This window comes from Rhizobium sp. TH2, assembly GCF_024707525.1.
GTDB lineage: Bacteria > Pseudomonadota > Alphaproteobacteria > Rhizobiales > Rhizobiaceae > Rhizobium_E.
On sequence record NZ_CP062231.1, the window covers coordinates 4,893,966 to 4,919,513 of the forward strand.

Sequence of the window (25,548 nt, forward strand, 5' to 3'; positions counted from 1 at the left end):
CAGGTTCAAGGAAAAGGGCGCCGGTGGCGCCCTTTTTTGTTGCTGTTTTCCGGAGCAAGCAGGCGAGCGAGGCCGCCCTTTGCTCTCAGGCATAGCGTTGCCAGATCGTCTTGTAGTCGCAGTACTTGTCGATGGCATGCACCGAACGGTCGCGACCGAAGCCCGACTGCTTGAAGCCGCCGAACGGCGTAGCAAGGCTCGAAATATCATAGGTATTGATCCACACCGTGCCGGCGTGAATGCCTTCGGACACACGATGCGCCTTACCCATGTCGGACGTGAACACCGCTCCAGCCAACCCATAGTTCGTGTCATTGGCGAGCTTCAGCGCCTCTTCTTCACCGTCGAAGGCGATGGCCGTCAACACAGGTCCGAAGATTTCATTGCGTGCCAGTGAGTCACTGTTGGACTTGGCGACAAAGACGCCGGGCGACATATAGGAACCACCCGTCTCGGCCATGACGTGCTCCGCGCCGAAGGCACGTTTCGAGCCTTCCTTTTCGCCGGCCTCGATCATCCCGAGCACCTTTTCAAGATGCGCGTCCTCGATCAGCGCTCCGATCTGCGCCGATGGCTCAAAGGGATGGCCGAGCGTGATCTCGCGCGCCGTTACCTCTTCGATCTTCCTGACCAGTTGATCCATGATTCCCCGCTCAGCGAGCAGCCGTGTCGATGCATGGCAGGTCTCGCCGGCATTGTAGAAGCAGCCCCAGGCCGCAGCGGACGCGGCAGCGTCAAGATCAGCGTCGGCAAAGACGACGATAGGCGACTTGCCGCCGAGTTCCAGTGCCACGCGCTTCAGATTGCTCTGCGCCGCATAACCCATGATCAGCTTGCCGACTTCGGTCGAGCCGGTGAACGCGATCATGTCGACATCCATGTGCCGCGCCAGCGCCTGCCCCGCCTCTTCGCCATAACCCGTGACGACGTTCAGCACGCCATCCGGCAGGCCGGCCTGGCTTGCCAGTTCGGCGATGCGGATCGCCGACAGTGACGATTGCTCGGCGGGTTTCAACACCACCGAATTTCCTGCTGCGAGCGCCGGGCCGAGCTTCCAGCTGTCGATGATCAAGGGATAGTTCCACGGCGTGATGGCGCCGATGACACCGAGCGGCACCTTGCGCACGATAGCCCGGTCATTGGGTCCGGTCGGCGCGACCTCGTCATAGAGCTTGTCGCAAAGCTCGGCATAATACTGGATGCAATTGGCGGCGAGCGCCACGTCGACATTGAGCGACGCCATCACCGGCTTGCCCACATCGATCGTTTCGAGCAGCGCCAGTTCCTCGCGGTTTTCCCGGATGAGATCGGCCCATTTCAGCAGGATGCGCTTCTTCTCGGCCGGATCCTTTCGCTGCCAAACGCCCGATTCGAAAGCGGCACGTGCCGCTGCCACCGCCCGATCCACATCCGTCACCTTGCCGCGCGCAAATGTGCCGCCCGGCTTGCCGTCCATCGGGCGGATGCGGACGAAGGTCGTGCCGTCGGCCGCGTCCTCGAACCCGCCGTTGATGAACATCCGGCCGTTGAGCGTGGTCGCGTCGAGCGCAGACTGCCAGTATTCGCGCGTATATTGACCGGTCATCTCAGCCTTCCCTTTGCATTGTCATGATCGCTTGGGCGAATGTATCGAGGTCGGAGTCGGAGACGTCACGGATCGTCGAGCGCCGCATCGGCTGGTTCTCTGGTGCCTTCATCTCGCCCGCGAGATCGGCGGTGGTGCATTTATCGAACGCCGCTGGGATCGCGCGCTTGATGCCACAGGCATCCATAAGCCGGCTAACGAATACAGGTATTTCCGATGCACTCTTCAGGCCGAGCACCCTGGCGGCTTCGTTCAGGTCGGCGGTATCGGCCTCGGCAAGCCAGGGCATCGACACTTCGAAACCGAGCGCGGTCGCCAGACCATGATGGATCGGCGCAAGCCCGGCCATCGCATGGGAAATATTGTGCGCGATCGCGGTACCGCAATTGTCGATCGCCACGCCACCATAGCAGGAGCCGAGCAGAACCTTGCCCCGCGCCTCGACATTGCCGGGATCGTTCACCACAGTCGGCAGGTTGGCGGCGATCAGCCGCATGGCCTCATGGCCGAACACCTTGCCGCCCGGATGCGCATTGCGGTTGGTCGAGGCCTCGAAGGCATGGATGAAGGCGTCCATCCCGCACCATGCCGTGAGGTTCGGCGGCAGGGACACGGTAAGCGCCGGATCGAGAATCACCAGATCGGCCTTGCTCTCCGCACCCCAGATCCAGAGCTTCTTGCCCTCGGGCCCGGCGAAAATGTTGGTCGCCGAGGTCTCGGAACCGGTGCCGGCGGTAGTCGGGATGGCGATCTTCTTGAGCGGCTTCTTCGGCAGCGGATTGGCGGCGAGTGCATAATGCATGGCATCTTCGCCGGAAGCCGCCGTGCAGGCGACGATCTTGGCGATATCCAGTGCCGAGCCGCCACCGATGCCGATCACCAGATCCGCCCCGGCTGCTACCTGGCTCGCATCCTTGACATGCTGGAGCTTGGGCTCGCCCGCGAAACCCGAATAGATCACAGCCTCGATGCCGGCATCGTTCAGCGCGCTGGTCACCCTGGCGCCAAGTCCGCTGCTGGCGAGGAAGCCATCCATGACGATGGCGGCTTTCCTGATATCGCCGAGGTTCTTGGCGTGGCTGGCGAGATTGTTGATTTCATCGGCTCCGAACTTGATGTCCGGAATGGCGGAAAGCGAAAATTGCATTAATGTCTCCGGGAGCGAACGACCCGCAGCCCGGATCATCTCACCCGCGAAACTATCGCGTTCGCGCGCCATTTCAGACAGTCAAATGCGACATAAAATCTAGGTTTGAAGGGGCAAAAAGCAAAGCCCCCGGCATTGCCGAGGGCTCGCATAGATCAGGTCGGATCAGATCGCTCAGGCGGCGACGGAAGCCAGGCTTTCGAGGTCCGAAACCAGCTGCGCCGCGCGCGTCTTGCCCTCGTCGCTGTGCACGATCTCGAGATCGGCCTTCGCCAGCTCGATACGCTTTGCCAGCGCGTCTTTGCGGAATTCCGCAACGGGAAGCGCGGATTCGGCCAGCAGCGTGCAGCTTGTCGGCAGGATGTCGGCAAAGCCGCCGAACACCACGAACTTCTGCGTCTCGCCGCCTTCCTGCTTCACGGTCACGACGCCGGGACGGATCGTGGTCATTACAGGCGAGTGATTGGCCATGACGGTCATTTCGCCTTCCGAACCCGGAAGCACGATTTCCGTGACCTTGGCCGAGAGCAGCAGTTGCTCGGGCGATACGAGTTCGAAATTGAAGCTTTCAGCCATTCGAATTCACTTTCTCTGCAGCATGTCGCGCAAAAGTGTGAAGCGGTTTTGCGATAACGACATGCTCAAAACAAGAAGTCAAAGCGCTATGCGCTTTGAAAGGCGGTCGGCGCGGCAAGTCTCCGCGCCCTCGGGAGCGCAGCATAGCTGCGCCCCTGGCATCATCAAGCGGCTTCGGCAGCCAGCTTCTTGGCCTTCTCGACCGCTTCTTCGATCGTGCCGACCATGTAGAAGGCAGCTTCCGGCAGGTGGTCGTAGTCGCCGTTCACGAGACCCTTGAAGCCCTTGATCGTGTCTTCGAGCGCAACCAGCTTGCCCGGCGAACCGGTGAACACTTCGGCGACGAAGAACGGCTGGCTGAGGAAACGCTCGATCTTGCGGGCGCGGGCAACGGCGATCTTGTCCTCTTCGGAGAGTTCGTCCATGCCGAGGATGGCGATGATGTCCTGCAGCGACTTGTAGCGCTGCAGGGTCGTCTGCACCCGGCGCGACACTTCGTAATGCTCCTCGCCGACAACCATCGGGTCGAGCATGCGCGAGGTCGAGTCGAGCGGATCCACGGCCGGGTAGATGCCCTTTTCCGCAATCGAACGCGACAGAACCGTCGTTGCATCCAAGTGGGCGAACGAGGTTGCCGGCGCAGGGTCGGTCAAGTCGTCGGCGGGGACGTAGATCGCCTGCACCGAGGTGATCGAACCCTTGGTGGTGGTCGTGATGCGCTCCTGCATGGTGCCCATGTCGGTGGCGAGCGTAGGCTGATAGCCCACGGCCGAAGGAATACGGCCGAGCAGAGCCGACACTTCCGAACCCGCCTGGGTGAAGCGGAAGATGTTGTCGACGAAGAACAGCACGTCCTGACCCTTGTCGCGGAAGTCTTCGGCGACGGTCAGGCCGGTCAGAGCGACGCGGGCGCGGGCACCCGGCGGTTCGTTCATCTGGCCATAAACGAGGGCTGCCTTGGAGCCTTCGCCGCCGCCTAGCTTGTTGACGCCCGACTCGATCATTTCGTGATAGAGGTCGTTGCCTTCGCGGGTACGTTCGCCGACGCCGGCGAATACCGAGTAACCGCCGTGCGCTTTCGCGACGTTGTTGATCAGTTCCATGATCAGAACCGTCTTGCCGACGCCGGCGCCGCCGAACAGGCCGATCTTGCCGCCCTTGGCGTAAGGTGCCAGCAGGTCGACGACCTTGATGCCGGTGACGAGGATCTGTGCTTCGGTGGACTGCTCGACATAGGACGGAGCGTCCTGGTGGATGCCGCGCTTGTAGGGCGTGACCAGCGGACCGGCTTCGTCAACCGGCTCGCCGATGACGTTCATGATGCGGCCGAGCGTTTCGGCGCCGACCGGAACCATGATCGGAGCACCGGTGTCTGTGACGACCTGGCCGCGAACGAGACCTTCGGTCGAGTCCATGGCGATCGTGCGAACGGTGTTCTCGCCGAGATGCTGAGCGACTTCGAGAACCAGGCGGTTGCCCTGGTTCTGGGTTTCGAGAGCGTTCAAGATCGCCGGCAGATCGCCACCGGCAAACGATACGTCCACGACAGCGCCGATGACCTGGGTCACCTTGCCGACGGAGCCTGCTGCTGCAGTGGTTTCCACAGCGGATTTCTTCGTAGCTGCGCGAGCCATGATATATCCTCTTTCCTAACTCTTAGAGCGCTTCGGCGCCCGAAATAATTTCGATCAGTTCCTTGGTGATCTGGGCCTGACGCTGGCGATTGTAGCTGAGCGTCAGCTTGTTGATCATCTCACCGGCATTGCGCGTGGCGTTGTCCATCGCGCTCATCTTGGCGCCCATCTCGCCGGCGACATTCTCGAGCAAGGCCCGGAAAATCTGCACGGTGATGTTGCGCGGAATGAGATCGCCGAGGATGGCGCCCGGATCCGGCTCGTAGTCGTAGACGGCAGATGCGCCGGTGTCGGCGGCCGTCACGGAAGGCGCGCTTGCCGGGATCAGCTGGAGTGCGGTCGGGATCTGCGAGATAACCGACTTGAACTCCGAATAGAACAGCGTCGCGACATCGAACTCGCCGTTTTCGAACAGCGCGGTCACCTTGCGGCCGATCGCTTCTGCGTTCACATAGCCGATCTTCTTGACTTCGCGCAGGTCGACGCGCTCGATGATCAGGCTGGCAAATTCACGGCGAAGGATGTCGAAGCCCTTCTTGCCGACGCAGATGATCTTGACCTTCTTGCCCTCGGCGAGAAGCTTGCGGATATGGTCGCGGGCCGTGCGAGCGATCTGCGAGTTGAAGCCGCCGCAAAGGCCGCGCTCCGCGGTCGCGACAATGATCAGGTGAACGTCATCGCGGCCGGTACCGGTCATCAGCGCCGGCGCATCGGCGCCGCCGCCTTCAGCCTGTGCGATATTGGCCAGAACCGCGCCCATCCGCTGCGAATAGGGCCGTGCCGCCTCCGCAGCTTCCTGGGCACGCCGAAGCTTCGCCGCGGCGACCATTTTCATCGCCTTGGTGATCTTCTGCGTCGCCTTGACCGAGGCGATGCGGTTTTTCAGATCCTTGAGTGAAGGCATCCGTTATCCGTCCTTACTCTGCCTATCAGGCGAAGGTCTTGGCGAAGCTGTCCATCGCGGACTTGAGCTTGGCGCGGGTGTCGTCCGAGATCTGCTTTTCCGTGCGGATCGTCTCAAGGATCGCCTTGCCGTCGTTCCGGAAGTAGGAAAGCAGGCCCTGTTCGAACTTGCCGACCTGGTTGACGGCGATCTTGTCGAGGTAGCCATTGACGCCGGCGAAGATCACCGCGACCTGTTCTTCGGTCTTGAGCGGCGAGAACTGCGGCTGCTTCAGGAGTTCGGTCAGGCGCGCACCACGGTTCAGCAGGCGCTGGGTTGAGGCATCGAGGTCCGAGCCGAACTGTGCGAAGGCGGCCATTTCACGATACTGGGCAAGCTCACCCTTGATCGAGCCGGCAACCTGCTTCATCGCCTTGATCTGCGCGGCGGAACCGACGCGCGACACCGACAGACCGACGTTAACGGCCGGACGGATGCCCTGGTAGAACAGATCGGTTTCGAGGAAGATCTGGCCGTCGGTGATCGAGATCACGTTGGTCGGAATGAAGGCCGACACGTCGTTGCCCTGGGTCTCGATGACGGGAAGAGCGGTCAGAGAGCCGGCGCCGTTCTCTTCATTGAGCTTCGCAGCGCGCTCGAGGAGGCGCGAATGCAGGTAGAAAACGTCGCCCGGATAGGCTTCGCGGCCCGGCGGGCGGCGCAGCAGCAGCGACATCTGGCGGTAGGAAACGGCCTGCTTGGAAAGGTCGTCGTAGCCGATCAGGGCATGCTTGCCATTGTCACGGAAATATTCGCCCATGGCGCAGCCGGCGAACGGTGCGAGATACTGCATCGGAGCCGGGTCCGAGGCGGTCGCGGCAACGATGATCGAATATTGCAGCGCCCCGCGCTCTTCGAGCACCTTGACGAACTGTGCGACAGTCGAACGCTTCTGGCCGATGGCGACGTAGACGCAATAGAGCTTCTCGGCCTCGGGACCATTGTCATGAATGGCCTTCTGGTTGAGGATCGTATCGAGAATGATCGCGGTCTTGCCGGTCTGGCGGTCGCCGATGACGAGCTCGCGCTGGCCGCGGCCGACCGGGATCAAGGCGTCGATGGCCTTGAGGCCGGTCGACATCGGCTCATGCACCGACTTGCGCGGAATGATGCCGGGAGCCTTGATATCGACGCGCGAACGCTGCTTGGCATTGATCGGGCCCTTGCCGTCGATCGGGTTACCGAGCGCATCGACCACGCGGCCAAGCAGTTCAGGACCAACCGGCACGTCCACGATGGCGCCGGTCCGCTTGACGGTGTCGCCTTCCTTGATGTCGCGGTCGTTACCGAAGAGCACGACACCGACATTGTCGGCTTCGAGGTTCAGCGCCATGCCACGGATGCCGCCGGGGAATTCGACCATTTCACCCGCCTGGACATTGTCGAGGCCGTATACGCGGGCGATACCGTCGCCGACCGAAAGAACCTGGCCAACTTCGGTGACTTCAGCCTCTTTGCCGAAATTCTTGATCTGGTCCTTGAGAATTGCGGAAATTTCCGCGGCGCGGATATCCATCAGCCGACCTCTTTCAGTGAAAGCTTAAGTGTAGACAACTTGGTGCGAAGCGACGTGTCGATCTGGCGCGAGCCGAGCTTGACGATCAGGCCACCAAGAATGGTGGGATCGACAGCGACATTGATCGTCACGTCTTTTCCGGTGACGCCCTTGAGCGCCGCCTTCAATTCGGTTTCCTGCGCCGCGGTCAGCGCATGCGCGGTGGTCACGTCAGCCGAAATCTCGCCGCGATGACGCGCGTGGATCTCCCGGAACGCCTTGATCATGCCGGGTACGGCGAACAGGCGGCGGTTGGAGGCGGTGACCTTGATGAAGTTTGCGGCAAGACCCGTAACGCCGGCCTTGGCGAGAATGGCATCGACTGCCTTGAGCTGTTCGTCGGCCGAGAAGACCGGGCTCTTGATGAGCCGCTGCAGGTCGGTGGAGCCGTCGATCATGGCCTGGAAATTGTCGAGCGCGGTGGCCACTTCCTGAACCGCGCCTTCTTCGAGGGCGAGCGTGAAAAGTGATGAGGCGTAGCGCTCGGCCACGCCGGAAACGGATTGCGATGAATCTGCCACTCGCTGAGTTTCCCTCATTCCCTGCGGTTTTCATTGCTGCGGCGCAACCGCAATCATTAAAACCTTGAAATTGTTTTATTTTTTCGGGTCTTCACAGGCCTTTTGGCCCATATACCCCGAAAACTCGCAAGCCATCTAGCATAGGTGATTTTGACTCGCAACACAGGATATTACCGAATGTTACCGCTGTTGCGCATTTATTTGCCAATCCAGCAACCATATGATTCCCGGCGGAGAATATTATTCCCCGAAGGCGCCCGGAGGCACGATCACATCGCGCTCGAAACATAGAGAATGACCACCACCGCTGCGGCAGCCTGGATGGCCAGCGCAATCACGCCGAACACGAGATTTCCACGGTTGAGCACCAGGGCCACGATCCTTCCGACTACCGACAGGACCAGCGCCGCCGCAAAGCCGAAGCACAGCATCAGAAAGATGACGAAGCCGCTCTCCCAGAGCCCCGCTATCGCCATGCCGAACAGCCCCAGTCCCAGCAGGAACCCGCCGGTGGAGCGGATCGAGGCAATGCCACCCGGCCGTTCGGGCGTTACCCACAGCCCGGCCACGCTCATGGCGATGCGCGGGGCAAACAGAACAAGGAAGCCGATCACGGCCGCCGCCGCAAAGGTAAAGAAGACAAACCGCGCCATGCCCTCGGTCGGGATGGCCAGTACCATCTCAGGCGTGATCACATCGAAGAAGAAGGTGAGCATGACGACGGCAAAGATCACTTGGACGATCAGCAGCAGGAAATTGAGCAGGCTCGCCGATGTGTCCGACATCAGCGAGATAATGCGGGCAAAGGCCGCGACGCCGACCGCCACACCGAGCGCGGTCACCAGCACCGGCTGGTCGAAGAACATCAGCGCCGCCGCCGCAAATCCGCCGAGGAATCCGCCTGCCGCACGCACCTCGCCAATACCGCCCGGCCGCGTCTCGCGGCTCTCGAGCCCAAGCAGCCGGCCGCTCGTACCGGGAAAGATCAGCATTGCGAGGCCAGCGATGATCAAGATAACAACGGCGAGAAACGCAGCCTGCGGCCACGGCTCGGACGGAAATGCCGGCAATGCGAGTTCCATGGATCCCCTCAAATCCCCGTGGGTTTCCAGATCTATTGCACAGGCCGGAAAGCGAGGGAATGACGGTTTTAACCATTCCAATGAAATTCAGTGAATTTGGTTTGCGCTTATACCCTTTGGTTATGCCGTTTGGATAGATTGAAATCCCAATGCCGCCAGCCGATTGCCAATTCCAGGGCTTTGATGACCATCCAGCGCAGCACAGCCGAATTGAAGGTGACCCCCGACGTCCACGAGCAGGGCGTCCGGTTGACATCGGAGCATGTCAGGTTCTGGATGAATTGCGTCGGCGTGCCGATGGTACTCGTTGCCGACGGAGAACTCCGCGCCCGCTCCGGCAACGCCGCCGCCGCCCAACTCTTCGGACACGATATCGACGATTTTGCCAGCCTGCCCCTGCACCGTCTCGTCGGACGCGAGGCCGAGACGCTGGTCAGCCGGGTCTGGAACCGATCGATCAACGGCTTTCCCAGTGAGCCATTCCTGCTTCGTGCCAGCATCGATGGCGCGGAGCGGCTGCTTGTCGTCCGGGTGAGCCGGCTGGATGTCGATGGTGAGCTTCTGCGGCTGTTCACCTTTGTCGAAGCGCCGCCCGCCGGGGCTGTGACGCTGGCCGGCTGGCAGGAAAACCTGCTGGGACTGTTGAACTGGATGCCCTTCGGCCTCGAAATCGCCGATCTCGACGACGACATCCAGTTCGCCAATTCCGCCTGCCTGGATCTGTTCGGCTGGACGACGCGCGATCTCGCGACCCCGGAGGACTGGTGGCGGCTCGCCTATCCCGATCCCGAATATCGCGCCTATGCGCGCGGCCGCTGGGAGACCGAGATCGCCGCGGCGCGCGCGGAAAATCGCGAAATGACGCCCTTCGACCTCGACATCACGCACAAGGATGGCACGAAACGCACGATTCAGTTCCGTCACCGCACGATCGGCAAGTTCCACGTCAATATGTATCTCGATTTCACCCGCGAGCGCGCCTATGCCAGCGAGTTGAAGAAGCTCGCCGAGACCGACGAACTGACCGCGGCGCTGAACCGGCGCAGCTTCTTCGAACGAGCGTCGCGGACGCTTGCCAGTGGTGGCGCCGAGGGGCTCGCCCTCCTGATGATCGACATCGACCGGTTCAAACGGATCAACGACCGCTTCGGCCATGGTGCGGGCGACCAGGTGCTGCAATTGTTCGTGCAGCGCATCGGACGCTGCCTGCCGCCGTCATGCCTGCTCGCCCGCCTCGGCGGCGAGGAATTCGCCGTTCTCGTCGATAAAGACAACGACTGTGCCGCGATTGCCGAGAGTATAAGAGCATCGATCGCCGCGCATCCATTCGAAACGGCCGCTGGTTTCCTCTCGGTCACGACCAGCATCGGCATCGCAGCGCTCGAAAGCGCGGAAAGCATCGAAAGCGCGCTCTCGCGTGCCGACCGGGCGCTCTATCGTGCCAAGCAGTCGGGCCGCAACCGCGTCGTCCACGACAAACAGTCGTAAACTGCCTCCTAGAGAAAACTCTGCGGATCGATATCGAGCTGCACTTGAATGCCGCCGCGCTCCTTCGGGCCATTGCCGATCATCGTCCGCACGAAGGCCTGCATATCCGCCCCGCGCTTGCCATGTACCAGCAGCCGGAACCGGTGGCGGCCGCGCACCAGCGCCAGCGGCGCCTCGGCCGGGCCGAGCACTGATATGCCCGACACCTGCGGCGCCGCCTGCCGCAGTCCGCGTGCATGCCCCTCGGCATCGGCACGGCTGTCGGCCGAGACAATGATCGAGGCGAGCCGGCCGAAGGGCGGCATCAGCGCCTTCTCGCGCTCCACGATCTCGCGTTCGTAGAAGGCTTCCGGATCACCCGATACGATCGCCTGCATCACCGGATGGGCAGGCTGATAGGTCTGGATCAACCCCCGGCTTTTCAGCCCGAACCGCCCGGCGCGGCCCGTGACCTGCGACAGCAGCTGGAATGTCCGCTCGGCGGCGCGCGGATCGCCATTGGCCAAGCCCAGATCGGCATCGACGATACCCACCAGTGTCATGTTGGGGAAATTGTGCCCCTTGGCGACCAGCTGCGTGCCGATGACGATATCGGCCTCGCCCTTGGCGATCGCCTCAAGCTCCAGCCTCAGCCGCTTGACACCCATCACGATATCCGACGACAGCACGATGATCCGCTGGTCGGGAAAATGCTTCTCGACCTCCTCTGCGATCCGCTCCACGCCCGGCCCGCAGGACGCGAGATGATCGAGCGTGCCGCATTCCGGGCACGCATCCGGGGACTTTTCCTGATGGCCGCAATGATGGCACTGAAGCTGTCCACGGAATCGATGCTCCACCAGCCAGGCCGAACAATTCGGGCACTGGAAGCGATGACCGCAGACCCGGCAAAGCGTCAGCGGCGCATAGCCGCGGCGGTTGAGAAACAGCAGCGCCTGCTCGCCGCGCTCCACGGTCTGCGCGATCCCCTTGATCATCACAGGCGACAGGAAGCCGCCGCGCGCGGGCGGAAAGCGCCGCATGTCAACGAGATGCAGGTCCGGCATCGTCGCGCCACCGAACCGGCTTGCGAGATGCAGATAGGTATAACGGCCCTGATCGGCATTGACCCGGCTTTCGACGGATGGCGTCGCCGATACCAATACGACCGGAAAATCGCTGATCCGGCCGCGCACCACGGCCATGTCGCGCGCATTATAGAAGACGCGGTCTTCCTGTTTGTAGGCGGGATCGTGCTCTTCATCGACGATGACAAGTCCGAGATCCTCGAACGGCAGGAACAGCGCCGAGCGCGCCCCGGCGACAACCCGAACCTGACCCTCGGCAGCCTGCCGCCAGACCTTCTCGCGCATCCGCGGCGAAAGGTCGGAATGCCATTCCGCCGGCTTGGCGCCGAAGCGATCCTGGAAGCGTTCGAGAAAGGCCGGCGTCAGCGCGATTTCTGGCAGCAGGATCAGCACCTGCCTGCCCTGCCGCAGCGTCTCGGCGATCGCCTCGAAATAGACTTCCGTCTTTCCCGAACCCGTGACGCCATCGATCAGCGAGACGCCGAAGCCGCCTTTCTTCACCGCCGAAATCAGTTCATCCGCAGCAGCCTGCTGGTCGCTCTCGAGCGCCGGCGCCGCATAATCCGGATCGGGCGGCGCGGTGACCGGTGGTGGCGACATGAACACCGTCTCGAACACGCCTTGCGCGATCAGTCCATCCACGACCGATACGGAGACGCCGGCCGCATGGGCCAGCCCCAGCCGCGTCCAGACCGGCACCTCCTCGGCGAGCGCCAGCACCCGTGTCCGGGCAGGCGTCAGCCGTTCGGGCCGCATGTCCGTCAGCCTCAGGCCTTCGACCATCGGCTCCGGATCGAAGGCGGCGGGCGCGCGCAGCGCCATACGCGCCACCAGCCCCGGCGGCGAGAGCGTGTAGGACGCCATCCAGTCGAGAAACGTCCGCATGTCGGCGCCCAGCGGCGGGCATTCGAAGGCCGCCGTGATCGATTTCAGCTTCTTCGGATCGACAGCGTCACCAGCCTCCTCATTCCAAACCACGCCGAAAACCTGACGCGGTCCAAGCGGCACCTGAACGATCGCGCCAGGCTCGACATGCATGCCCTCCGGCACCATATAGGTATAGGGCTTGGGCACCGGCAGCGGCACCATCACAGGCACCGCGCGCGGCCGTTCCGGCGTCCCGAACAGATCGAACGAATCTTTTCCCATGGGCCATGAGTAGCACTTGCTTTTGGCTGGGGAAAACCGCAAAGAGAACAAAAAGTGGACTCTGCGATTGATAGGGAGTGAATGGACATGAAATTCTTCGTCGATACAGCCGAAATCAAGGAAATCAAGGAACTCAACGACTTGGGGATGCTGGACGGCGTCACGACCAATCCGTCGCTGATCCTGAAGTCGGGCCGCAATATCGCTGAAGTCACCAAGGAAATCTGCGACATCGTCGAGGGTCCGGTTTCGGCGGAAGTGACCGCCACCGAATATTCCGAGATCATGAAGGAAGCGGCGGTGCTTTCGAAGATCGCACCGAACATCTGCATCAAGGTGCCGCTCACCTTCGACGGCCTCAAGGCCTGCAAGGCTTTGTCGTCCGAAGGCCACAAGACCAATGTCACGCTCTGCTTCTCGGCCGTCCAGGCACTGCTCGCCGCCAAGGCCGGCGCGACCTTCATCTCGCCTTTCGTCGGACGCCTCGATGACATCGGCATCGACGGTATGGACCTGATCCGCGAAATCCGCCAGATCTACGACAATTACGGCTACGAGACCGAAATCCTCGCAGCTTCGATCCGCACCATCAATCACGTCCGCGATGCCGCCCTGATCGGCGCCGACGTCGTGACCGTGCCGCCGGCGACGCTGAAGGCACTGGTCAAGCACCCGCTGACCGACAAGGGCCTCGAAACCTTCCTCGCCGACTGGGCCAAGACCGGCCAGAAGATCGGCTGATCCAAGACTTCAAGTTCGATGATTTTCTAAGCCCGGCCATCGCCGGGCTTTTTCTTTGCGCTGAATTTGCAGCGCCTGTTCCCACGGAAACAGCGGCGAGCATGGGGATGTGGGAAAACATCATCAACGGATGAGAGAGATCATCCACAAAGAAACGAAGAAGACTGCACCAGCACTTCAACCCAATACGAACCCCTGAGGACAAACCCATGAAAAAGTTCATCATCGCAGCCTCCGCCGCCCTCGTCGCCACCGTCTCGTTTGCCGCCACCGCCGAAGCCGGCTGGAAGCATCGCCATCATCACCATGGCTGGAAGCGCCATCATTGGGGCGTGGTCGTCATCTCCCCCCGATACGATTATGACGACTATTGCTTCGTCAAGAAGATCAAGCGCTACGACGATTGGGGCAATGTCTACATCAAGAAGGTCCGCATCTGCGATTGATCGTCCGGCCTGATCGCCAAACCTGATCGACTGACCAGTGCCTGAGGTTCTCCTCCCGCCCAGGCACCGCAACCCAAGGGCCGCCCGACCCCCTGCAACAAGGCGGCCCGAAGTCGGACGATCAAGACGTGACCACTGATCCCCTCCCTACGCCAAGCCCGGTGTCCTCCAGCACCGGGTTTGTCGTTTTATCGCCCCGGCTGCGCCTCGCGCATGCGCCGTTCGATCTGCCTGAGCACCAGCGACAGGCCGATGGTGACGACGAGGTAGATGTAGGCGACGATCGAATAGGTCTCGAAGAAACGGAAGGAGCCGGCGGCATAGACCTTGGCCATCTGGGTGATGTCGGCGACGCCGAGCACCGAGACCAACGACGAATCCTTGACCATCGCCACGAAATCATTGGAGAGCGGCGGGAAGATCACCTTCAGCGCCTGCGGAAAGACGATGAAACGGAAGCGCTGGAAGCGTGAGAGACCAAGCGCCTTGGATGCCTCGATCTGACCTTTATCCACCGACTGGATGCCGGCGCGAAAAATCTCGGCGATGAAGGCGGAATAGGCGATGGTCAGCGCGATGATCGCTCGCCACATCAGCGACACTTCACGCACCAGAAGCGGTTCCACAAGGCCGGCATTGACCAGCGGCGAGATCAAAAAATTCCATGCCTGGACGAAGCCCGGCGCCCCGACGAAGGCAATGTAGAAGAGCAGCACCAGCACCGGAATGCCTCGGATCAGCTCGATATAGAAGCGTGAGAACTGCCTGAGCGCCTTAAGGTCGGATAGGCCGAGCAGCGCGATGGCGAGGCCGACGCAGGTTGCCAGCGTGAACGCGATCAACGTCACCAGCACTGTGATGCCGAGGCCTTTGGACACCGTCACGAAAACCTGGGTGTAGAGATCGCTGACGACGACGGCGACGCCGATCGCGGCACCCAGAACAACAAGGGCAACAAGCCAATAAGGAAAGTCGCCCTCTCCGGAATTCGGCGTTGGATTGGGAGCCGCCATATGGACGGCGGCCCGGCTATTGACCCATCTTGTAGTCGAGGAACCACTTCTTGTTCAGCGCGTCGATCGTGCCATCCGCCTTCAGCGCGGCGATGGCCGCATTGACGGGAGCCACGAGATCCGAGCCCTTGGGGAAGATGAAGCCGAAATCCTCGGTGCCGAGTGGCCCGCCGGTCAGCTTCAGCGCGCCGCCCGAGGCATCGACATAGCCCTTGCCGGCGGTGCCGTCGGTCAGCACGACATCGACGTCGCCGGCCTTGAGCGCCTGTACCGTCGCACCGAATGTCTCGAACAGCTTGATGCGGGGGTTCTGCTCATTGCCGTCGAGCACGCTGTAGACGGCGGTGTAGAACGGTGTCGTGCCGGGCTGGGCACCGACCAGGCCGTCATTCAGCGTCTTGAAACCAGCGGCGTCGGTGAAGCGCTTCTCGTCGGCGCGGACCAGCATGAACTGTTCGGAGCGCATATAGGGATCGGAGAAATCGACCTTCGCCTTGCGCTCGTCGTTGATGGTGATGCCGGTCATGCCCATGTTGTACTGGTTGTCGGAGACGGCCTGGATCATCGCGTCCCAGGACGTGTTCTGGTATTCGACCTTGAAATTCAAACGCTTGGCGATCTCGTTCACCGCGTCATATTCCCAGCCGATCTGCTTGCTGGTCTTGGGGTCGATGAACTGCAGCGGCGGATAGGCATTTTCGGTCACGACGACGACCTTCTTGCCGCCGAGATCCGGCAGACCAGCCGCATGGGCTGCAAGCGGCATGAGGGCGGCAACGGTAAGACCGATCAGGAACTGGCGGCGCGAGGTCATTGGTGTGGCTCCGGTAAAATTGTGGCGGCAGGAATTCACATGAAAATCCGGCTCTTGGCAAGTGCCCAAGTCATCAGACGCGTCAAGTGATCAAACCCGCCCGGTGAGCCGGGTGATATGGCCCATCTTGCGGCCGGGGCGCGGCTCGGTCTTGCCGTAGAGATGGATGAAGACGTCCTTCTCCGATGCCCATTGCCGGACATCGTTGATGTCGTCGCCGATCAGGTTCTGCATGATGCAGTCGCTGTGGCGGGCGGGATCGCCGAGCGGCAGGCCGGCGACGGCGCGGATATGCTGCTCGAACTGCGAGATCACGCAGGCTGCTTCCGTCCAGTGGCCGGAATTGTGCACGCGCGGCGCGATCTCGTTGGCGATCAATGAATTATCGGCGCCGACGAAGAACTCGATGCCGACCACGCCGACATAATTGAGTGCGTCGAGAAGCTTGATGGCGGCGGAGCGGGCATCGGCCGTCGTACCCTCCCAGACCTCGGCCGGAAGGGTCGAGGTATGCAGGATGCCGTTTCGGTGGACGTTTTCGGCAGCGTCATAGCATTCGATATGACCGTTGATCGCGCGCGCGGCAATGATCGAGATCTCGCGCTCGAAGGCAATGAAGCTTTCGAGGATCAGCGGCACGCCGCCGAGCTTGTCATAGGCGCCCGCTGAGCTGTCGCCGGCACGAAACACGATCTGGCCCTTGCCGTCATAGCCCATGCGCCGTGTCTTGAGCACGCCGGTGCCGCCGAATGCGGCGAGCGCCGCATCGAGATCGGCCTGGCTATCGACGGCGCGGAAGCCCGCGGTCGGAATGCCGCATTGATTGAGGAAACTCTTTTCGACCAGCCGGTCCTGCGCCACTTCCAGCGCCTTCGACGGCGGATAAACCGGCTTCAGGCCTTCGAGAAAGCGTGCGGATTCGACCGGCACGTTTTCGAATTCGTAGGTGATCACATCGCTGAGGGAGGCGAGTTTTTCCAGCGACGCACGGTCGTCATAGGCACCGACGATCTGCTCGTTAGCGAGCTGCGCCGCCGGCGAATCGGCCTGCGGTTCGAGGATCACCGTGCGGAAGTTGAGGCGGCTCGCGGCCATCGCCAGCATGCGGCCGAGTTGCCCGCCGCCGATGATGCCTATGGTCTTGATTGTCATTGTGTCAGGCCTATTTGTCGACGGGATATTCGGCCACGGAGGCGCTTTGCTCCTCGCGCCAGGTGTCGAGCCGATCGGCCAGTTCGTCATCGCCGAGCGCCAGGACGGCGGCGGCAAGAAGGGCCGCATTGATCGCCCCGGCACGGCCGATGGCGAGGGTTCCAACCGGAATTCCGGCTGGCATCTGGACGATGGAGAGCAGGCTGTCCTGGCCGGAAAGCGCCTTGGACTGGACCGGAACCCCGAACACCGGAAGCGGGGTCATGGCAGCCGCCATGCCCGGCAGGTGGGCGGCGCCACCCGCACCGGCGATGATCACCTGGAAGCCTTCGTCGCGCGCGGATTTGGCGAAATTCACCAGCCGGTCGGGCGTACGATGCGCCGAGATGATCCGCGCTTCGTAAGCAATTTCAAGGGCATCGAGCGTATCGGCGGCATTCTTCATCGTCTCCCAGTCGGACTGGCTACCCATGATAATGGCGACCGGAGGCTTCGAAAAACGCATGCGAGCCAAGCCTTTCGTCAGGCGATGATATCGGGAACGATCTGGTCTTCGATCTGGACCAATCTGTCCTTGATCGCAAGCTTCTTCTTCTTCATCCGCTGGATCCGTAGCGCGTCGCAACCTGTGGCGATCATCGCATTGATGGCAGTGTCGTAATCCTCATGTTCCTGTCGCAACCTCGCTGCCGACAATCTGAGTTCTGCCTGGTCCTGGTCTGGCATTCCGTCAAGTCCCCGTATCTCCTGGCGTGGAGATTTCCCCAATCTCCACACGAGCATCGATCTGCTCCTATCACACAATAGCGGTTTACGGGAAGTTTTCCTTTTCGAAGTTTTCTCCTTCGACATTTGCTAATTTACGTGGCACACTCCGCCGGTTCTAGCCTGAAACATCCGACGGGTGGATGGTCGGATGTGGGCAATATGGGAAGGAATGAAGTATGACCATTGAGGCTCATATCGAGACGCTTGAAAAAAAGCATGGAGCATTAGAACAAGAGCTCCACTCCGCAATGCTCCACCCCTCAACCGCCGACACAGAGATCGCGGAACTGAAAAGACAGAAGCTGAAGGTCAAGGACCAGATCGAGCGTCTGCGTGGCCAGACAAGGCATTAATCCCACTCAACCCTAGTTTCCAGTAATGAGCCGCTGGACACCGCCTCCGCCAGGAAACGTATAGAGATCGACGGGCGCGGGCCGTTCAGCGGCTACTCTACTCAAGAGTGATTGAAACGGCGGCTCTCAGACCCAGAACTGATCGAGCCAGAAGCCGATTTTCTGAAAGCCCTGCGGATTGATCGCGTATAGACGCCGCGTCCCCTGATTCTCCACCGTAACCAGATGATTGTCGAGAAGCGCCTTGAGGTGTTGCGAAACCGCAGGCCGCGAGACGGGCAACATGGCGGCAAGTTCGTTGACGGTCTTCGGCGACCGCCGGAGTTCCTCGAGCAGGAACCGGCGGTTGGGATCTGAGATCGCGGCAAAAGGGTCAACACTCATGGGTGAACGCTATGACAGAGCCCAGGTGAGGACAAGTCTATTTGTGCATTGCACTTAAAAAATTTCGCATTGCATCAAGTCGCTCTCAGCCAAGCAGGCCTGCGAGTTCGGATATCCCGTCCCAGGCGAGTTTGAGGCCGGCAAGCGCGCACATGAAATACATCAGGGGATAGAAGACATCGGGCCTCATGCGCTTGACGCAAAAGGCGCCTGCCGTGGTGGCGACGAGCGCGACCGGAATAAGCATGGCCGACATCTTGAGATTGCCGACGCTCAGGGCGCCGATCATGTAGTAAGGCCCGAGTTTCAGGGCATTGATGATCGCGAAGAAACGCACGGCGGTGCCGGTATAATCCTTCGGCGAAAGCCTGAGCGGCAGCGCATAGACCTGGAACGGCGCGCCGCCGGCATGCGCAATGAAGCTGCCATAGCCCGAAAGCGTGCTCCAGATCGTCGCCCGGACAGGGGTATTCTCACGCGGCGGCTGGACGGCATTTCCCGCAAGGTAGCGGTTATAGAAGAAGCGGCCGGTGAAGCTGAGCGCCACCACGCCGATCAGCAGACGCATGACATAGTCGGGCACGATGGCAAATGTCATCCAGCCGATCGCGAGCCCGATCAGCGCGCCGGGCAACAGGATGAGCAGCGTTTGTTTGTTCCAGTGCGCGCGCCAGCTCCAGAGCGCGATGATATCCATCACGACAAGGATCGGCAGCAGGATCGCCGCTGCCTGCACGGCCGGCATCACGAAGGTCAGGATCGGCACGCCCATAAGGCCGAGCGCATCGCCCATGCCACCCTTGCCGAAGCCGACAAGGAGCACGGCAATGACGGCGACGATATAGAAGGTCGAATCCATGGTTGATCCTTGTAGCGGCACGGTCTATCGGATTGGAGGGAATGAGCCAGCGGTGGGAGCTTGACCCTATAACCGATCAGTGGGTCGGGAAAGCAAGGAATCGATGGGATTGCATGATGTCAACAATTGAAGCCCGCTGCCGCCTGGTTCTGATCGCGCCCGAGATCGCGGAGCCGGATGAAGCGGCGCGCATCATGGCCGATGCTCTGAAGGGCGGCGACGTCGCCTCGGTCATCATCCCGCAATACGGGCTGGACGACACGGCCTTCCAGAAGCTCGCCGAAAAGCTGGTGCCGGTGGTGCAGCAGGCGGGTGCGGCGGCATTGATATCAGGCGACAGCCGGACCGCTGGCCGTGCCAAGGCGGATGGATTGCACATAGCGGGCGGCGTCGAGAAGCTCGGCGAGGCGATCGAGAAATTCACACCGAAACTCATCGTCGGCGGCGGCAACGCCCAGGAGCGCCATCGCGCCCTGGAGATCGGCGAGCTGGGCCCGGATTACATCTTCTTCGGCAAGCTCGACGGCGACATCAAGCCGGAGGCGCATCCGAAAAACCTGGCGCTCGGCGAATGGTGGGCGTCGCTGATCGAGATTCCCTGCATCGTCATGGGCGGCACGGACCCGGCTTCGGTGCTTGATATCGCCGAAACGGGCGCGGAATTCGCAGCCCTTCGCCTGGCGGTATTTGCCGAGCCCGGCCGCGCCGCCGCGATCGTTCAGGAAGCAAACGCGATTCTTGACCAAAAAGCGCCACGCTTGGGGGTATAAGAGAGACCATGCAGAGGGTCAGGGGTTGGATTTCGGCTATCTTGGGCGGCGTCATCGTAATGGCGGCGGCGCCTGTGCTGCATGCCGAGAACACGCCATCGGCATCCGAGATCGCCCGCAAGAAGCTCGATGGCGACATTGAGAGCGGCAAGCTCCAGAAGGGTGAGCGCCTGCCGCCGGCCGGGCTGACCACCGAACAGATCATCTTCTCGTCACCTGAAAACATCAACAAGCAGGAACAGCCTTCCGAGGGGCTCACGCTGCTCGAACGCATGGGCAAAGGCCTGCCGGACCTGCCGCCGGAAAAGACATTCACCGGCAAGCTTGATGACGCTTATGGCGCTTTCCAGCGCGGTCTCTACCTCTCGGCACTCAACATCGCGCTGCCCAAGGCGCAGCTCGGCGATGCTGCGTCGCAGACACTGGTCGCGGAATTGCTGAACAACGGCCTCGGCGTGCGCCGCAATCCGTCGGACGCGGTGTTCTGGTACGATCAGGCGGCCAAGGCGGGCGACCCCAATGCGCAGTACAAATATGCCCTGATGCTGCTCGAAGGCAAAGTCGTGAAGCAGGACCGCAAGGCGGCCGACGCGATGATGCGCAAGGCCGCCGAGGGCGGTAGCCGCGAGGCACAGTTCAATATCGCCCAGATCATGGTGGCGGCGGAACCGGGCGAACCCGGTCTCAAGAAGGCCCTTCCCTATTACGAAAAAGCGGCGGCCCAAGGCGTGCCGGATGCCCAATATGCTGTCTCGCAGCTCTACTGGCAGATGGACCTGCCGCGCGAAAAGCGCATGGAAGCGCGGTCCTGGCTGCTCAAGGCGGCACTTGCCGGGTTCGATACCGCTCAATACGACATGGCCGTCTGGCTGATCAACGGCATCGGCGGCGAACGGAATTTGGAGGAAGGATTCCGCTGGATGTCGATCGCCGCCAATCGCGGTCACGTCGTGGCGCAGAACAAGCTGGCCAAGCTCTATATCAATGCGATTGGCACAAGGCCCGATCCCGTCGAGGCGACGAAATGGTATGTCATCTCGCGCAAGGCCGGTCTCGCTGACCTCGAACTCGAGGACTTTTTCCTCGGGATCGACGAGACCACGCAGAAGGAAGGGATCGACCGCGCCGACGATTTCCTCGCCCAGAAAAGCTGAAGCCGCGAAAAAACTTGAAAAATCGCGGCGTTTGTGGTCTTGAGGCGCCAATCACGGGCCACAGGCCCGGCAATTTTCTCGGCCCCTTGCGGGGCCGCTTCAATTTGAAGGAACACCCATGGCCCGCTCCGCCCTTCTCAATGTGATGGTCCAGGCCGCGCTCAAGGCCGGCAAGTCACTGAGCCGCGATTTCGGCGAGGTCCAGAATCTCCAGGTCTCGCTCAAAGGTCCGGGCAACTACGTCACCCAGGCTGATCGCCGCGCCGAGCGGATCGTCAAGGAAGAGCTTCTCAAGGCCCGCCCGACCTATGGTTTCCTCGGCGAGGAGAGTGAAGAGATCAAGGGCACCGACGGCGCGCATCGCTGGATCGTCGATCCGCTCGACGGCACGACCAACTTCCTGCATGGCATCCCGCTGTTCGGTACCTCGATCGCGTTGGAGCGCTCGGGCGAGATTGTTGCCGGCGTGATCTACAATCCCGCGACGGACGACCTCTACACGGCCGAGAAGGGCGGCGGCGCCTTCGTTAACGATCGCCGCCTGCGCGTCTCCGCCCGCAAGAAACTTTCCGATTGCGTGATCGGCTGCGGCGTGCCGCATCTGGGCGGCGGCCAGCACGGCCGTTTCCTGGTCCAGCTTCGCCATGTCATGGGTGATGCGGCGGGTATCCGCAGCATGGGTGCCGCCGCGATCGACCTCGCCTATGTCGCGGCGGGGCGTCTCGACGGCTTCTGGCAGGAAGGTCTTTCGCCCTGGGATATCGCAGCCGGCATTATCCTGATCCGCGAGGCCGGTGGCTTCATATCGGGCATGAATGGCGAGACCGATTTCCTCGAAGGCGGCTCTGTTATCGCCGGCAACGAGCACATCCACAAGGCGCTGATCGACGTGGCGAACCGGCCGATCCCGAAGGCCTGAACCGATTCAAGATCTTTGAAAGAGTAGGCGCCCCGCGCCTACATCATCTGCGCCATCGTCTTGCGGCGCATGCAGCCCGAATAGCCGTCCTTTGCGGCTTTTTCCATATCCGACTGAACCGTCGTCGAGTTCGTCGTCACGGGATCGACCTTGGTCATTCTGGCGGCATCGTCCGTCTTGATCGCGTCTTCGGCGAAGGCGGGCATGGCGAAGGCGGCAAGCAAGGCCGCAGTCAAAACTGTCGTCTTCATCGCTGTTCTCCTCATGATTCGATTTCCGGGCCGGAGCCGGGCGGAATTTGACGGCCAAACCGGCGAAAAAGCCAGTCACCTTTGCGTGAGGCCGAGGGCGTCTCGCCAATCCTCAAGCAACGTCATTGCCCCGAAAGCCTTGGCTTTCGCGAAATGGCGATGGTCGGCCGTGACGAAAATGCCGTTCAGTTCCAAGGCCAGCGCGTGGTAAATGCTGTCATGCAGATCGGGATAGCCGGACTTTTCGTGTCCGCTGGTTGCGATCGTCTCCGCGCGCTGAAGGACCTTCAGAGACGGCTCTAGGAGGCGAAGGCCTGCCGATCGCTGGATGTCCAAGATGTGATATACGAACGCGAATGGGATGCCGAACCGCATGGCTACCGACATGACCTCGTATCGCAGGATATCGGGTGCCACGAGATCGATTTCCGCTTCGCTGCAATGCTCGAAAAGCGCAACCGCGTGCTGCCGATCGGGCTCATCGAGAAACAGCTTGTTGAAAACGGACGCGTCGGGAACGACGATCATTTTGCCGCGCGATGCCGCGAAGCGACGTAATCAGCCCGCTCACGCCGTATCTGCCGCAACACCTCGACGCTGTCACGTCCGCCGGCATCATAGGTCTTCATATCGCGCAGGGAGTCGAGCGCTCTCTGCTTCGCATCCCTCAGAAGCGCATCAGCGATGGCCTGTTCGACGAATTTCGAGCGTTTGCTGGGCGCAATCCGGTCTTCCAACTCGTCCTTGATAGAGCGGGAGAGGGTGAAAGCAGCACGTTCGCGATATTCCTGCATGTTGGATCTCCACAGCGGAGGACACATTATCATACACAATATTTATGCACAATTGTGCGCGCCTCTGACCCAGCGAAGCTGAACGCCGGGTGAACGGCCGGTTCAGCGCCGGTTCTGATGCGGTGTGGCTCTATTGGTCCCATGATCGCGCTGGACGGGCGCTGGTGGCTCGGGGCCCAAGATGCAGCATTACTATTTCGATATTTGCTGGGATGGCGAAACGCTGACCGACGACGAGGGCACCAGCCATTACGATGATGGTTCGGCGGTGTTCTATGCGGGCACGGTGGCGAACCGGCTGGCGCGGTGCGGCAAGCTTGAAGCGGTGCGCGTCAATGTGCGTGATGATCGCGGCCGGTTGCTGTCGATCGTCGTGCCGCGCGCCTGTCTCTCGCAGACGTCGCAGCAATCGCGGCTGAGGGCGATTGTCGAGCGGGATCGCGCGCGGCAGATGGCGATGGCCGGCTGAGCCGGTCTATTTCGCCAGACGCAGATGGCGGCCCGTGTCGATGCCGAATTGCAGGCTGGCGAGGCGGGCATAGATGCCGCCCTTGTCGACCAGGCTCTGATGCGTGCCTTCCTCGACCACCTGCCCCTGATCCATCACGAGAATGCGGTCGGCCTTCAGCACGGTGGCGAGCCTGTGGGCGATGACGATGGTCGTGCGATCCTGCATCAGCGCATCGAGTGCGGTCTGCACCAGTGTCTCGCTTTCGGCGTCGAGCGCGGAGGTTGCTTCGTCGAGCAGCAGGATCGGCGAGTTTCTCAGGATCGCGCGGGCAATGGCAATGCGCTGGCGCTGGCCGCCGGAGAGCATGATGCCGCGTTCGCCGACTTCCGTGTCATAGCCCTGGTCGAGCCTGAGGATGAACTCCTCGGCATGGGCCGCCCGCGCCGCTGCCTCCACCTCGGCACGGGCCGCGCCCGGCGCGCCGAAGGCGATATTCTCGTGGATCGAAGCGGCGAAGATCGTCACGTCCTGCGGCACGATGGCGATGCGGGCGCGGAGATCGGCGGGATCGGCCTGCCTGATATCGTCGCCGTCGATCAGCACGCGGCCGGAATCGGGATCGTAGTAGCGCAGGATCAGCGAGAAGATCGTGCTCTTGCCGGCGCCGGAGGAGCCGACGATCGCCACCCGCTCACCGGGATTGACCGTGAGGTTGAGGCCATCGAGCGCCGATGCACCCGGACGCGTCGGATAGGCAAAGCGCACCTGATCGAACTCGACCTTGCCGACCGGCGGCTTGGGCAGCGCCAGCGGATGTTCGGGGGCCGCGATGCCGGGCTTCTCGTTGAGCAACTCGATCAGCCGACCGGCGGCGCCCGAGGCCTGGCTGAGTTCGCTCCAGACCTCGGAGAGGGCAGCGAGCGAACCCGCCGAGATGATGGAGTAGATCAGGAACTGGCTGAGTGTGCCCGCCGTGATGGTGCCGGCCAGCACGCCCTGCGCGCCGAACCACAGCACCGCCACGACGCTGCCGAACACCATGGTGATGGCAAAGCCGGTGAGCCAGGCGCGCTGGCGCGTCGAGGCGCGCGCCGCCTGGAAGGCATTCTCGGCGGCTTCGGCGAAGCGGTCATTGGCCTGGCCGGTATTGTTGAACGCCTGCACGGTGCGGATGGCGCCGATGGCTTCCGAGGCATAGGCCGAGGCCTTGGCGAGCTTGTCCTGCGCCTCGCGCGCCCGCTTGCGGACGGAGCGGCCGAAGCCGACCAACGGGAAGACGATGAGCGGGATGGCGAGCAGCACCAGCGCGGAGAGTTTCGGGCTGGTATAGATCATCATGCCCATCGCCCCGAGACAGAGGATGGAATTGCGCAGCGCGAGCGAAGCGGAAGCACCGACGGCGGACTTGATCTGCACCGTGTCGGCAGTCAGCCGCGAGACGATCTCGCCGGTCTGGTTGACGTCGAAGAAATCAGGCGACAGCGAGGTGATATGTGAGAAGACATCGCGGCGGAGATCGGCGACGATCCGCTCGCCGAGTGTGATGACGAAAAAATAGCGCAGGGCAGAGGCGGCCGCCAGCACCACGGCCAGCCCCATCAGCATGCCGAAATAGGTATTGATGAAGTTGACATCTGAATGGGTGAAGCCATGGTCGATCATCCGCCGCACGGCGGTCGGCAGGATCAGCGTGGTGACGGCGGCCAGCAGCAGGAAGGCGAGCGCGCCCCCGGCCAGCGCCTTGTAGCGCAGGATATAGGGGAAGAGATGCGTGAGCGGCTTGAGTGTTCTCTCCGGTTTCGCGATTGTCTCTTCAGCCACCGGTTACACTCCATTTTTGCTGGTTCCGCAGCCGATTCTGGCGCGCCAGCCCTTGTTATCTCGAATTCCATCATGTATAGGCCTCGCCATCAAACGAAGCCGTGGTCTCGT

28 protein-coding genes are annotated in these 25,548 nt (G+C 61.7%); 8 read left to right on the top strand and 20 right to left on the bottom strand.

Annotated elements, in window-relative coordinates; all coding sequences use genetic code 11:
• Positions 1-85: 85 nt before the first annotated feature.
• The 8 genes from IHQ71_RS23865 to IHQ71_RS23900 form a co-directional block, all read right to left on the bottom strand.
• Entirely contained in the window at positions 86-1,585 is a 1,500-nt protein-coding gene (locus IHQ71_RS23865; RefSeq protein ID WP_258158895.1) for an aldehyde dehydrogenase family protein, read from the bottom strand.
• Between the two features lies 1 nt (position 1,586).
• Positions 1,587-2,732, bottom strand: a complete 1,146-nt coding sequence (locus IHQ71_RS23870) for an iron-containing alcohol dehydrogenase (protein ID WP_258158896.1) — start codon at positions 2,730-2,732, stop codon at positions 1,587-1,589.
• A gap of 174 nt (positions 2,733-2,906) precedes the next feature.
• Positions 2,907-3,308 carry a F0F1 ATP synthase subunit epsilon gene (locus tag IHQ71_RS23875; RefSeq protein ID WP_258158897.1) on the bottom strand — a complete coding sequence of 134 codons (402 nt, stop codon included), beginning with the start codon at positions 3,306-3,308 and terminating at the stop codon, positions 2,907-2,909.
• Positions 3,309-3,472: 164 nt separating this feature from the next.
• Entirely contained in the window at positions 3,473-4,942 is a 1,470-nt protein-coding gene (gene atpD / locus IHQ71_RS23880; RefSeq protein WP_258158898.1) for a F0F1 ATP synthase subunit beta, read from the bottom strand.
• A 22-nt stretch (positions 4,943-4,964) separates the two neighbouring features.
• Positions 4,965-5,846 carry a F0F1 ATP synthase subunit gamma gene (locus tag IHQ71_RS23885; protein WP_258158899.1) on the bottom strand — a complete coding sequence of 294 codons (882 nt, stop codon included), beginning with the start codon at positions 5,844-5,846 and terminating at the stop codon, positions 4,965-4,967.
• Positions 5,847-5,871: 25 nt separating this feature from the next.
• Entirely contained in the window at positions 5,872-7,401 is a 1,530-nt protein-coding gene (gene atpA / locus IHQ71_RS23890) for a F0F1 ATP synthase subunit alpha (protein WP_258158900.1), read from the bottom strand.
• Positions 7,401-7,961 carry a F0F1 ATP synthase subunit delta gene (locus tag IHQ71_RS23895; RefSeq protein WP_258158901.1) on the bottom strand — a complete coding sequence of 187 codons (561 nt, stop codon included), beginning with the start codon at positions 7,959-7,961 and terminating at the stop codon, positions 7,401-7,403. The genes atpA and IHQ71_RS23895 overlap by 1 nt, the downstream gene beginning before the upstream one ends.
• Positions 7,962-8,230: 269 nt before the next feature.
• Complete coding sequence (locus IHQ71_RS23900) at positions 8,231-9,043, bottom strand: hypothetical protein (protein ID WP_258158902.1); 813 nt, start codon at positions 9,041-9,043, stop codon at positions 8,231-8,233.
• 183 nt (positions 9,044-9,226) lie between these two features.
• Between IHQ71_RS23900 and IHQ71_RS23905 the strand changes: the two genes are divergently transcribed.
• Positions 9,227-10,531, top strand: a complete 1,305-nt coding sequence (locus IHQ71_RS23905; RefSeq protein ID WP_258158903.1) for a sensor domain-containing diguanylate cyclase — start codon at positions 9,227-9,229, stop codon at positions 10,529-10,531.
• A gap of 8 nt (positions 10,532-10,539) precedes the next feature.
• On the opposite strand, the gene IHQ71_RS23910 is transcribed toward IHQ71_RS23905, so the two are convergent.
• A complete protein-coding gene (locus IHQ71_RS23910) occupies positions 10,540-12,747 on the bottom strand; it encodes a primosomal protein N' (RefSeq protein WP_258158904.1) in 2,208 nt (735 codons plus the stop codon).
• Between the two features lie 87 nt (positions 12,748-12,834).
• On the opposite strand from IHQ71_RS23910, the gene fsa reads away from it, so the two are divergent.
• Both fsa and IHQ71_RS23920 read left to right on the top strand, forming a co-directional pair.
• Entirely contained in the window at positions 12,835-13,488 is a 654-nt protein-coding gene (gene fsa, locus IHQ71_RS23915) for a fructose-6-phosphate aldolase (protein WP_258158905.1), read from the top strand.
• 209 nt (positions 13,489-13,697) lie between these two features.
• Positions 13,698-13,934: a hypothetical protein gene (locus tag IHQ71_RS23920; protein ID WP_258158906.1), complete on the top strand. Its 237-nt coding sequence runs from the start codon at positions 13,698-13,700 to the stop codon at positions 13,932-13,934.
• A 188-nt stretch (positions 13,935-14,122) separates the two neighbouring features.
• Here IHQ71_RS23920 and IHQ71_RS23925 read toward each other — a convergent pair whose 3' ends face one another.
• The 5 genes from IHQ71_RS23925 to IHQ71_RS23945 form a co-directional block, all read right to left on the bottom strand.
• Positions 14,123-14,947, bottom strand: a complete 825-nt coding sequence (locus IHQ71_RS23925) for an amino acid ABC transporter permease (protein WP_258158907.1) — start codon at positions 14,945-14,947, stop codon at positions 14,123-14,125.
• 16 nt (positions 14,948-14,963) lie between these two features.
• On the bottom strand, positions 14,964-15,761 hold the full coding sequence (locus tag IHQ71_RS23930; protein ID WP_258158908.1) for a transporter substrate-binding domain-containing protein: 798 nt from the start codon (positions 15,759-15,761) through the stop codon (positions 14,964-14,966).
• A 90-nt stretch (positions 15,762-15,851) separates the two neighbouring features.
• Positions 15,852-16,913: a 5-(carboxyamino)imidazole ribonucleotide synthase gene (locus tag IHQ71_RS23935; protein ID WP_258158909.1), complete on the bottom strand. Its 1,062-nt coding sequence runs from the start codon at positions 16,911-16,913 to the stop codon at positions 15,852-15,854.
• Between the two features lie 10 nt (positions 16,914-16,923).
• Positions 16,924-17,418, bottom strand: coding sequence for a 5-(carboxyamino)imidazole ribonucleotide mutase (gene purE / locus IHQ71_RS23940; protein ID WP_258158910.1), 495 nt, complete (start codon positions 17,416-17,418; stop codon positions 16,924-16,926).
• A gap of 17 nt (positions 17,419-17,435) precedes the next feature.
• Positions 17,436-17,639, bottom strand: coding sequence for a YdcH family protein (locus IHQ71_RS23945; RefSeq protein WP_258158911.1), 204 nt, complete (start codon positions 17,637-17,639; stop codon positions 17,436-17,438).
• A gap of 218 nt (positions 17,640-17,857) precedes the next feature.
• On the opposite strand from IHQ71_RS23945, the gene IHQ71_RS23950 reads away from it, so the two are divergent.
• A complete protein-coding gene (locus IHQ71_RS23950) occupies positions 17,858-18,034 on the top strand; it encodes a YdcH family protein (RefSeq protein WP_258158912.1) in 177 nt (58 codons plus the stop codon).
• Between the two features lie 126 nt (positions 18,035-18,160).
• Here IHQ71_RS23950 and IHQ71_RS23955 read toward each other — a convergent pair whose 3' ends face one another.
• Together IHQ71_RS23955 and IHQ71_RS23960 are read right to left on the bottom strand one after the other, a co-directional pair.
• Complete coding sequence (locus tag IHQ71_RS23955; protein ID WP_258158913.1) at positions 18,161-18,418, bottom strand: helix-turn-helix transcriptional regulator; 258 nt, start codon at positions 18,416-18,418, stop codon at positions 18,161-18,163.
• A gap of 85 nt (positions 18,419-18,503) precedes the next feature.
• The gene (locus IHQ71_RS23960) at positions 18,504-19,277 is read right to left on the bottom strand and encodes a sulfite exporter TauE/SafE family protein (protein ID WP_258158914.1); all 774 of its coding nucleotides are present in this window, start codon (positions 19,275-19,277) and stop codon (positions 18,504-18,506) included.
• A 116-nt stretch (positions 19,278-19,393) separates the two neighbouring features.
• On the opposite strand from IHQ71_RS23960, the gene IHQ71_RS23965 reads away from it, so the two are divergent.
• The 3 genes from IHQ71_RS23965 to IHQ71_RS23975 all read left to right on the top strand — a co-directional run bounded on the left by IHQ71_RS23965 (position 19,394) and on the right by IHQ71_RS23975 (position 22,120).
• Positions 19,394-20,047 (top strand): thiamine phosphate synthase, encoded by a 654-nt coding sequence (locus IHQ71_RS23965; RefSeq protein ID WP_258158915.1) that lies wholly within the window; start codon positions 19,394-19,396, stop codon positions 20,045-20,047.
• A gap of 8 nt (positions 20,048-20,055) precedes the next feature.
• Entirely contained in the window at positions 20,056-21,201 is a 1,146-nt protein-coding gene (locus IHQ71_RS23970) for a tetratricopeptide repeat protein (RefSeq protein WP_258158916.1), read from the top strand.
• A 118-nt stretch (positions 21,202-21,319) separates the two neighbouring features.
• Positions 21,320-22,120 (top strand): inositol monophosphatase family protein, encoded by an 801-nt coding sequence (locus tag IHQ71_RS23975; RefSeq protein WP_258158917.1) that lies wholly within the window; start codon positions 21,320-21,322, stop codon positions 22,118-22,120.
• A 38-nt stretch (positions 22,121-22,158) separates the two neighbouring features.
• Here IHQ71_RS23975 and IHQ71_RS23980 read toward each other — a convergent pair whose 3' ends face one another.
• From IHQ71_RS23980 to IHQ71_RS23990, 3 genes are all read right to left on the bottom strand, one after another.
• Positions 22,159-22,371, bottom strand: a complete 213-nt coding sequence (locus IHQ71_RS23980; RefSeq protein WP_258158918.1) for a hypothetical protein — start codon at positions 22,369-22,371, stop codon at positions 22,159-22,161.
• Between the two features lie 75 nt (positions 22,372-22,446).
• On the bottom strand, positions 22,447-22,899 hold the full coding sequence (locus tag IHQ71_RS23985) for a type II toxin-antitoxin system VapC family toxin (protein WP_258158919.1): 453 nt from the start codon (positions 22,897-22,899) through the stop codon (positions 22,447-22,449).
• Positions 22,896-23,165 (bottom strand): hypothetical protein, encoded by a 270-nt coding sequence (locus IHQ71_RS23990; protein ID WP_258158920.1) that lies wholly within the window; start codon positions 23,163-23,165, stop codon positions 22,896-22,898. The genes IHQ71_RS23985 and IHQ71_RS23990 overlap by 4 nt, the downstream gene beginning before the upstream one ends.
• 181 nt (positions 23,166-23,346) lie before the next feature.
• On the opposite strand from IHQ71_RS23990, the gene IHQ71_RS23995 reads away from it, so the two are divergent.
• Entirely contained in the window at positions 23,347-23,634 is a 288-nt protein-coding gene (locus tag IHQ71_RS23995) for a DUF6894 family protein (RefSeq protein WP_258158921.1), read from the top strand.
• Positions 23,635-23,640: 6 nt separating this feature from the next.
• Here the strand turns inward: IHQ71_RS23995 and IHQ71_RS24000 are convergent, their stop codons facing one another.
• Positions 23,641-25,437 carry an ABC transporter transmembrane domain-containing protein gene (locus IHQ71_RS24000; RefSeq protein ID WP_258158922.1) on the bottom strand — a complete coding sequence of 599 codons (1,797 nt, stop codon included), beginning with the start codon at positions 25,435-25,437 and terminating at the stop codon, positions 23,641-23,643.
• Between the last annotated feature and the right edge of the window lie 111 nt (positions 25,438-25,548).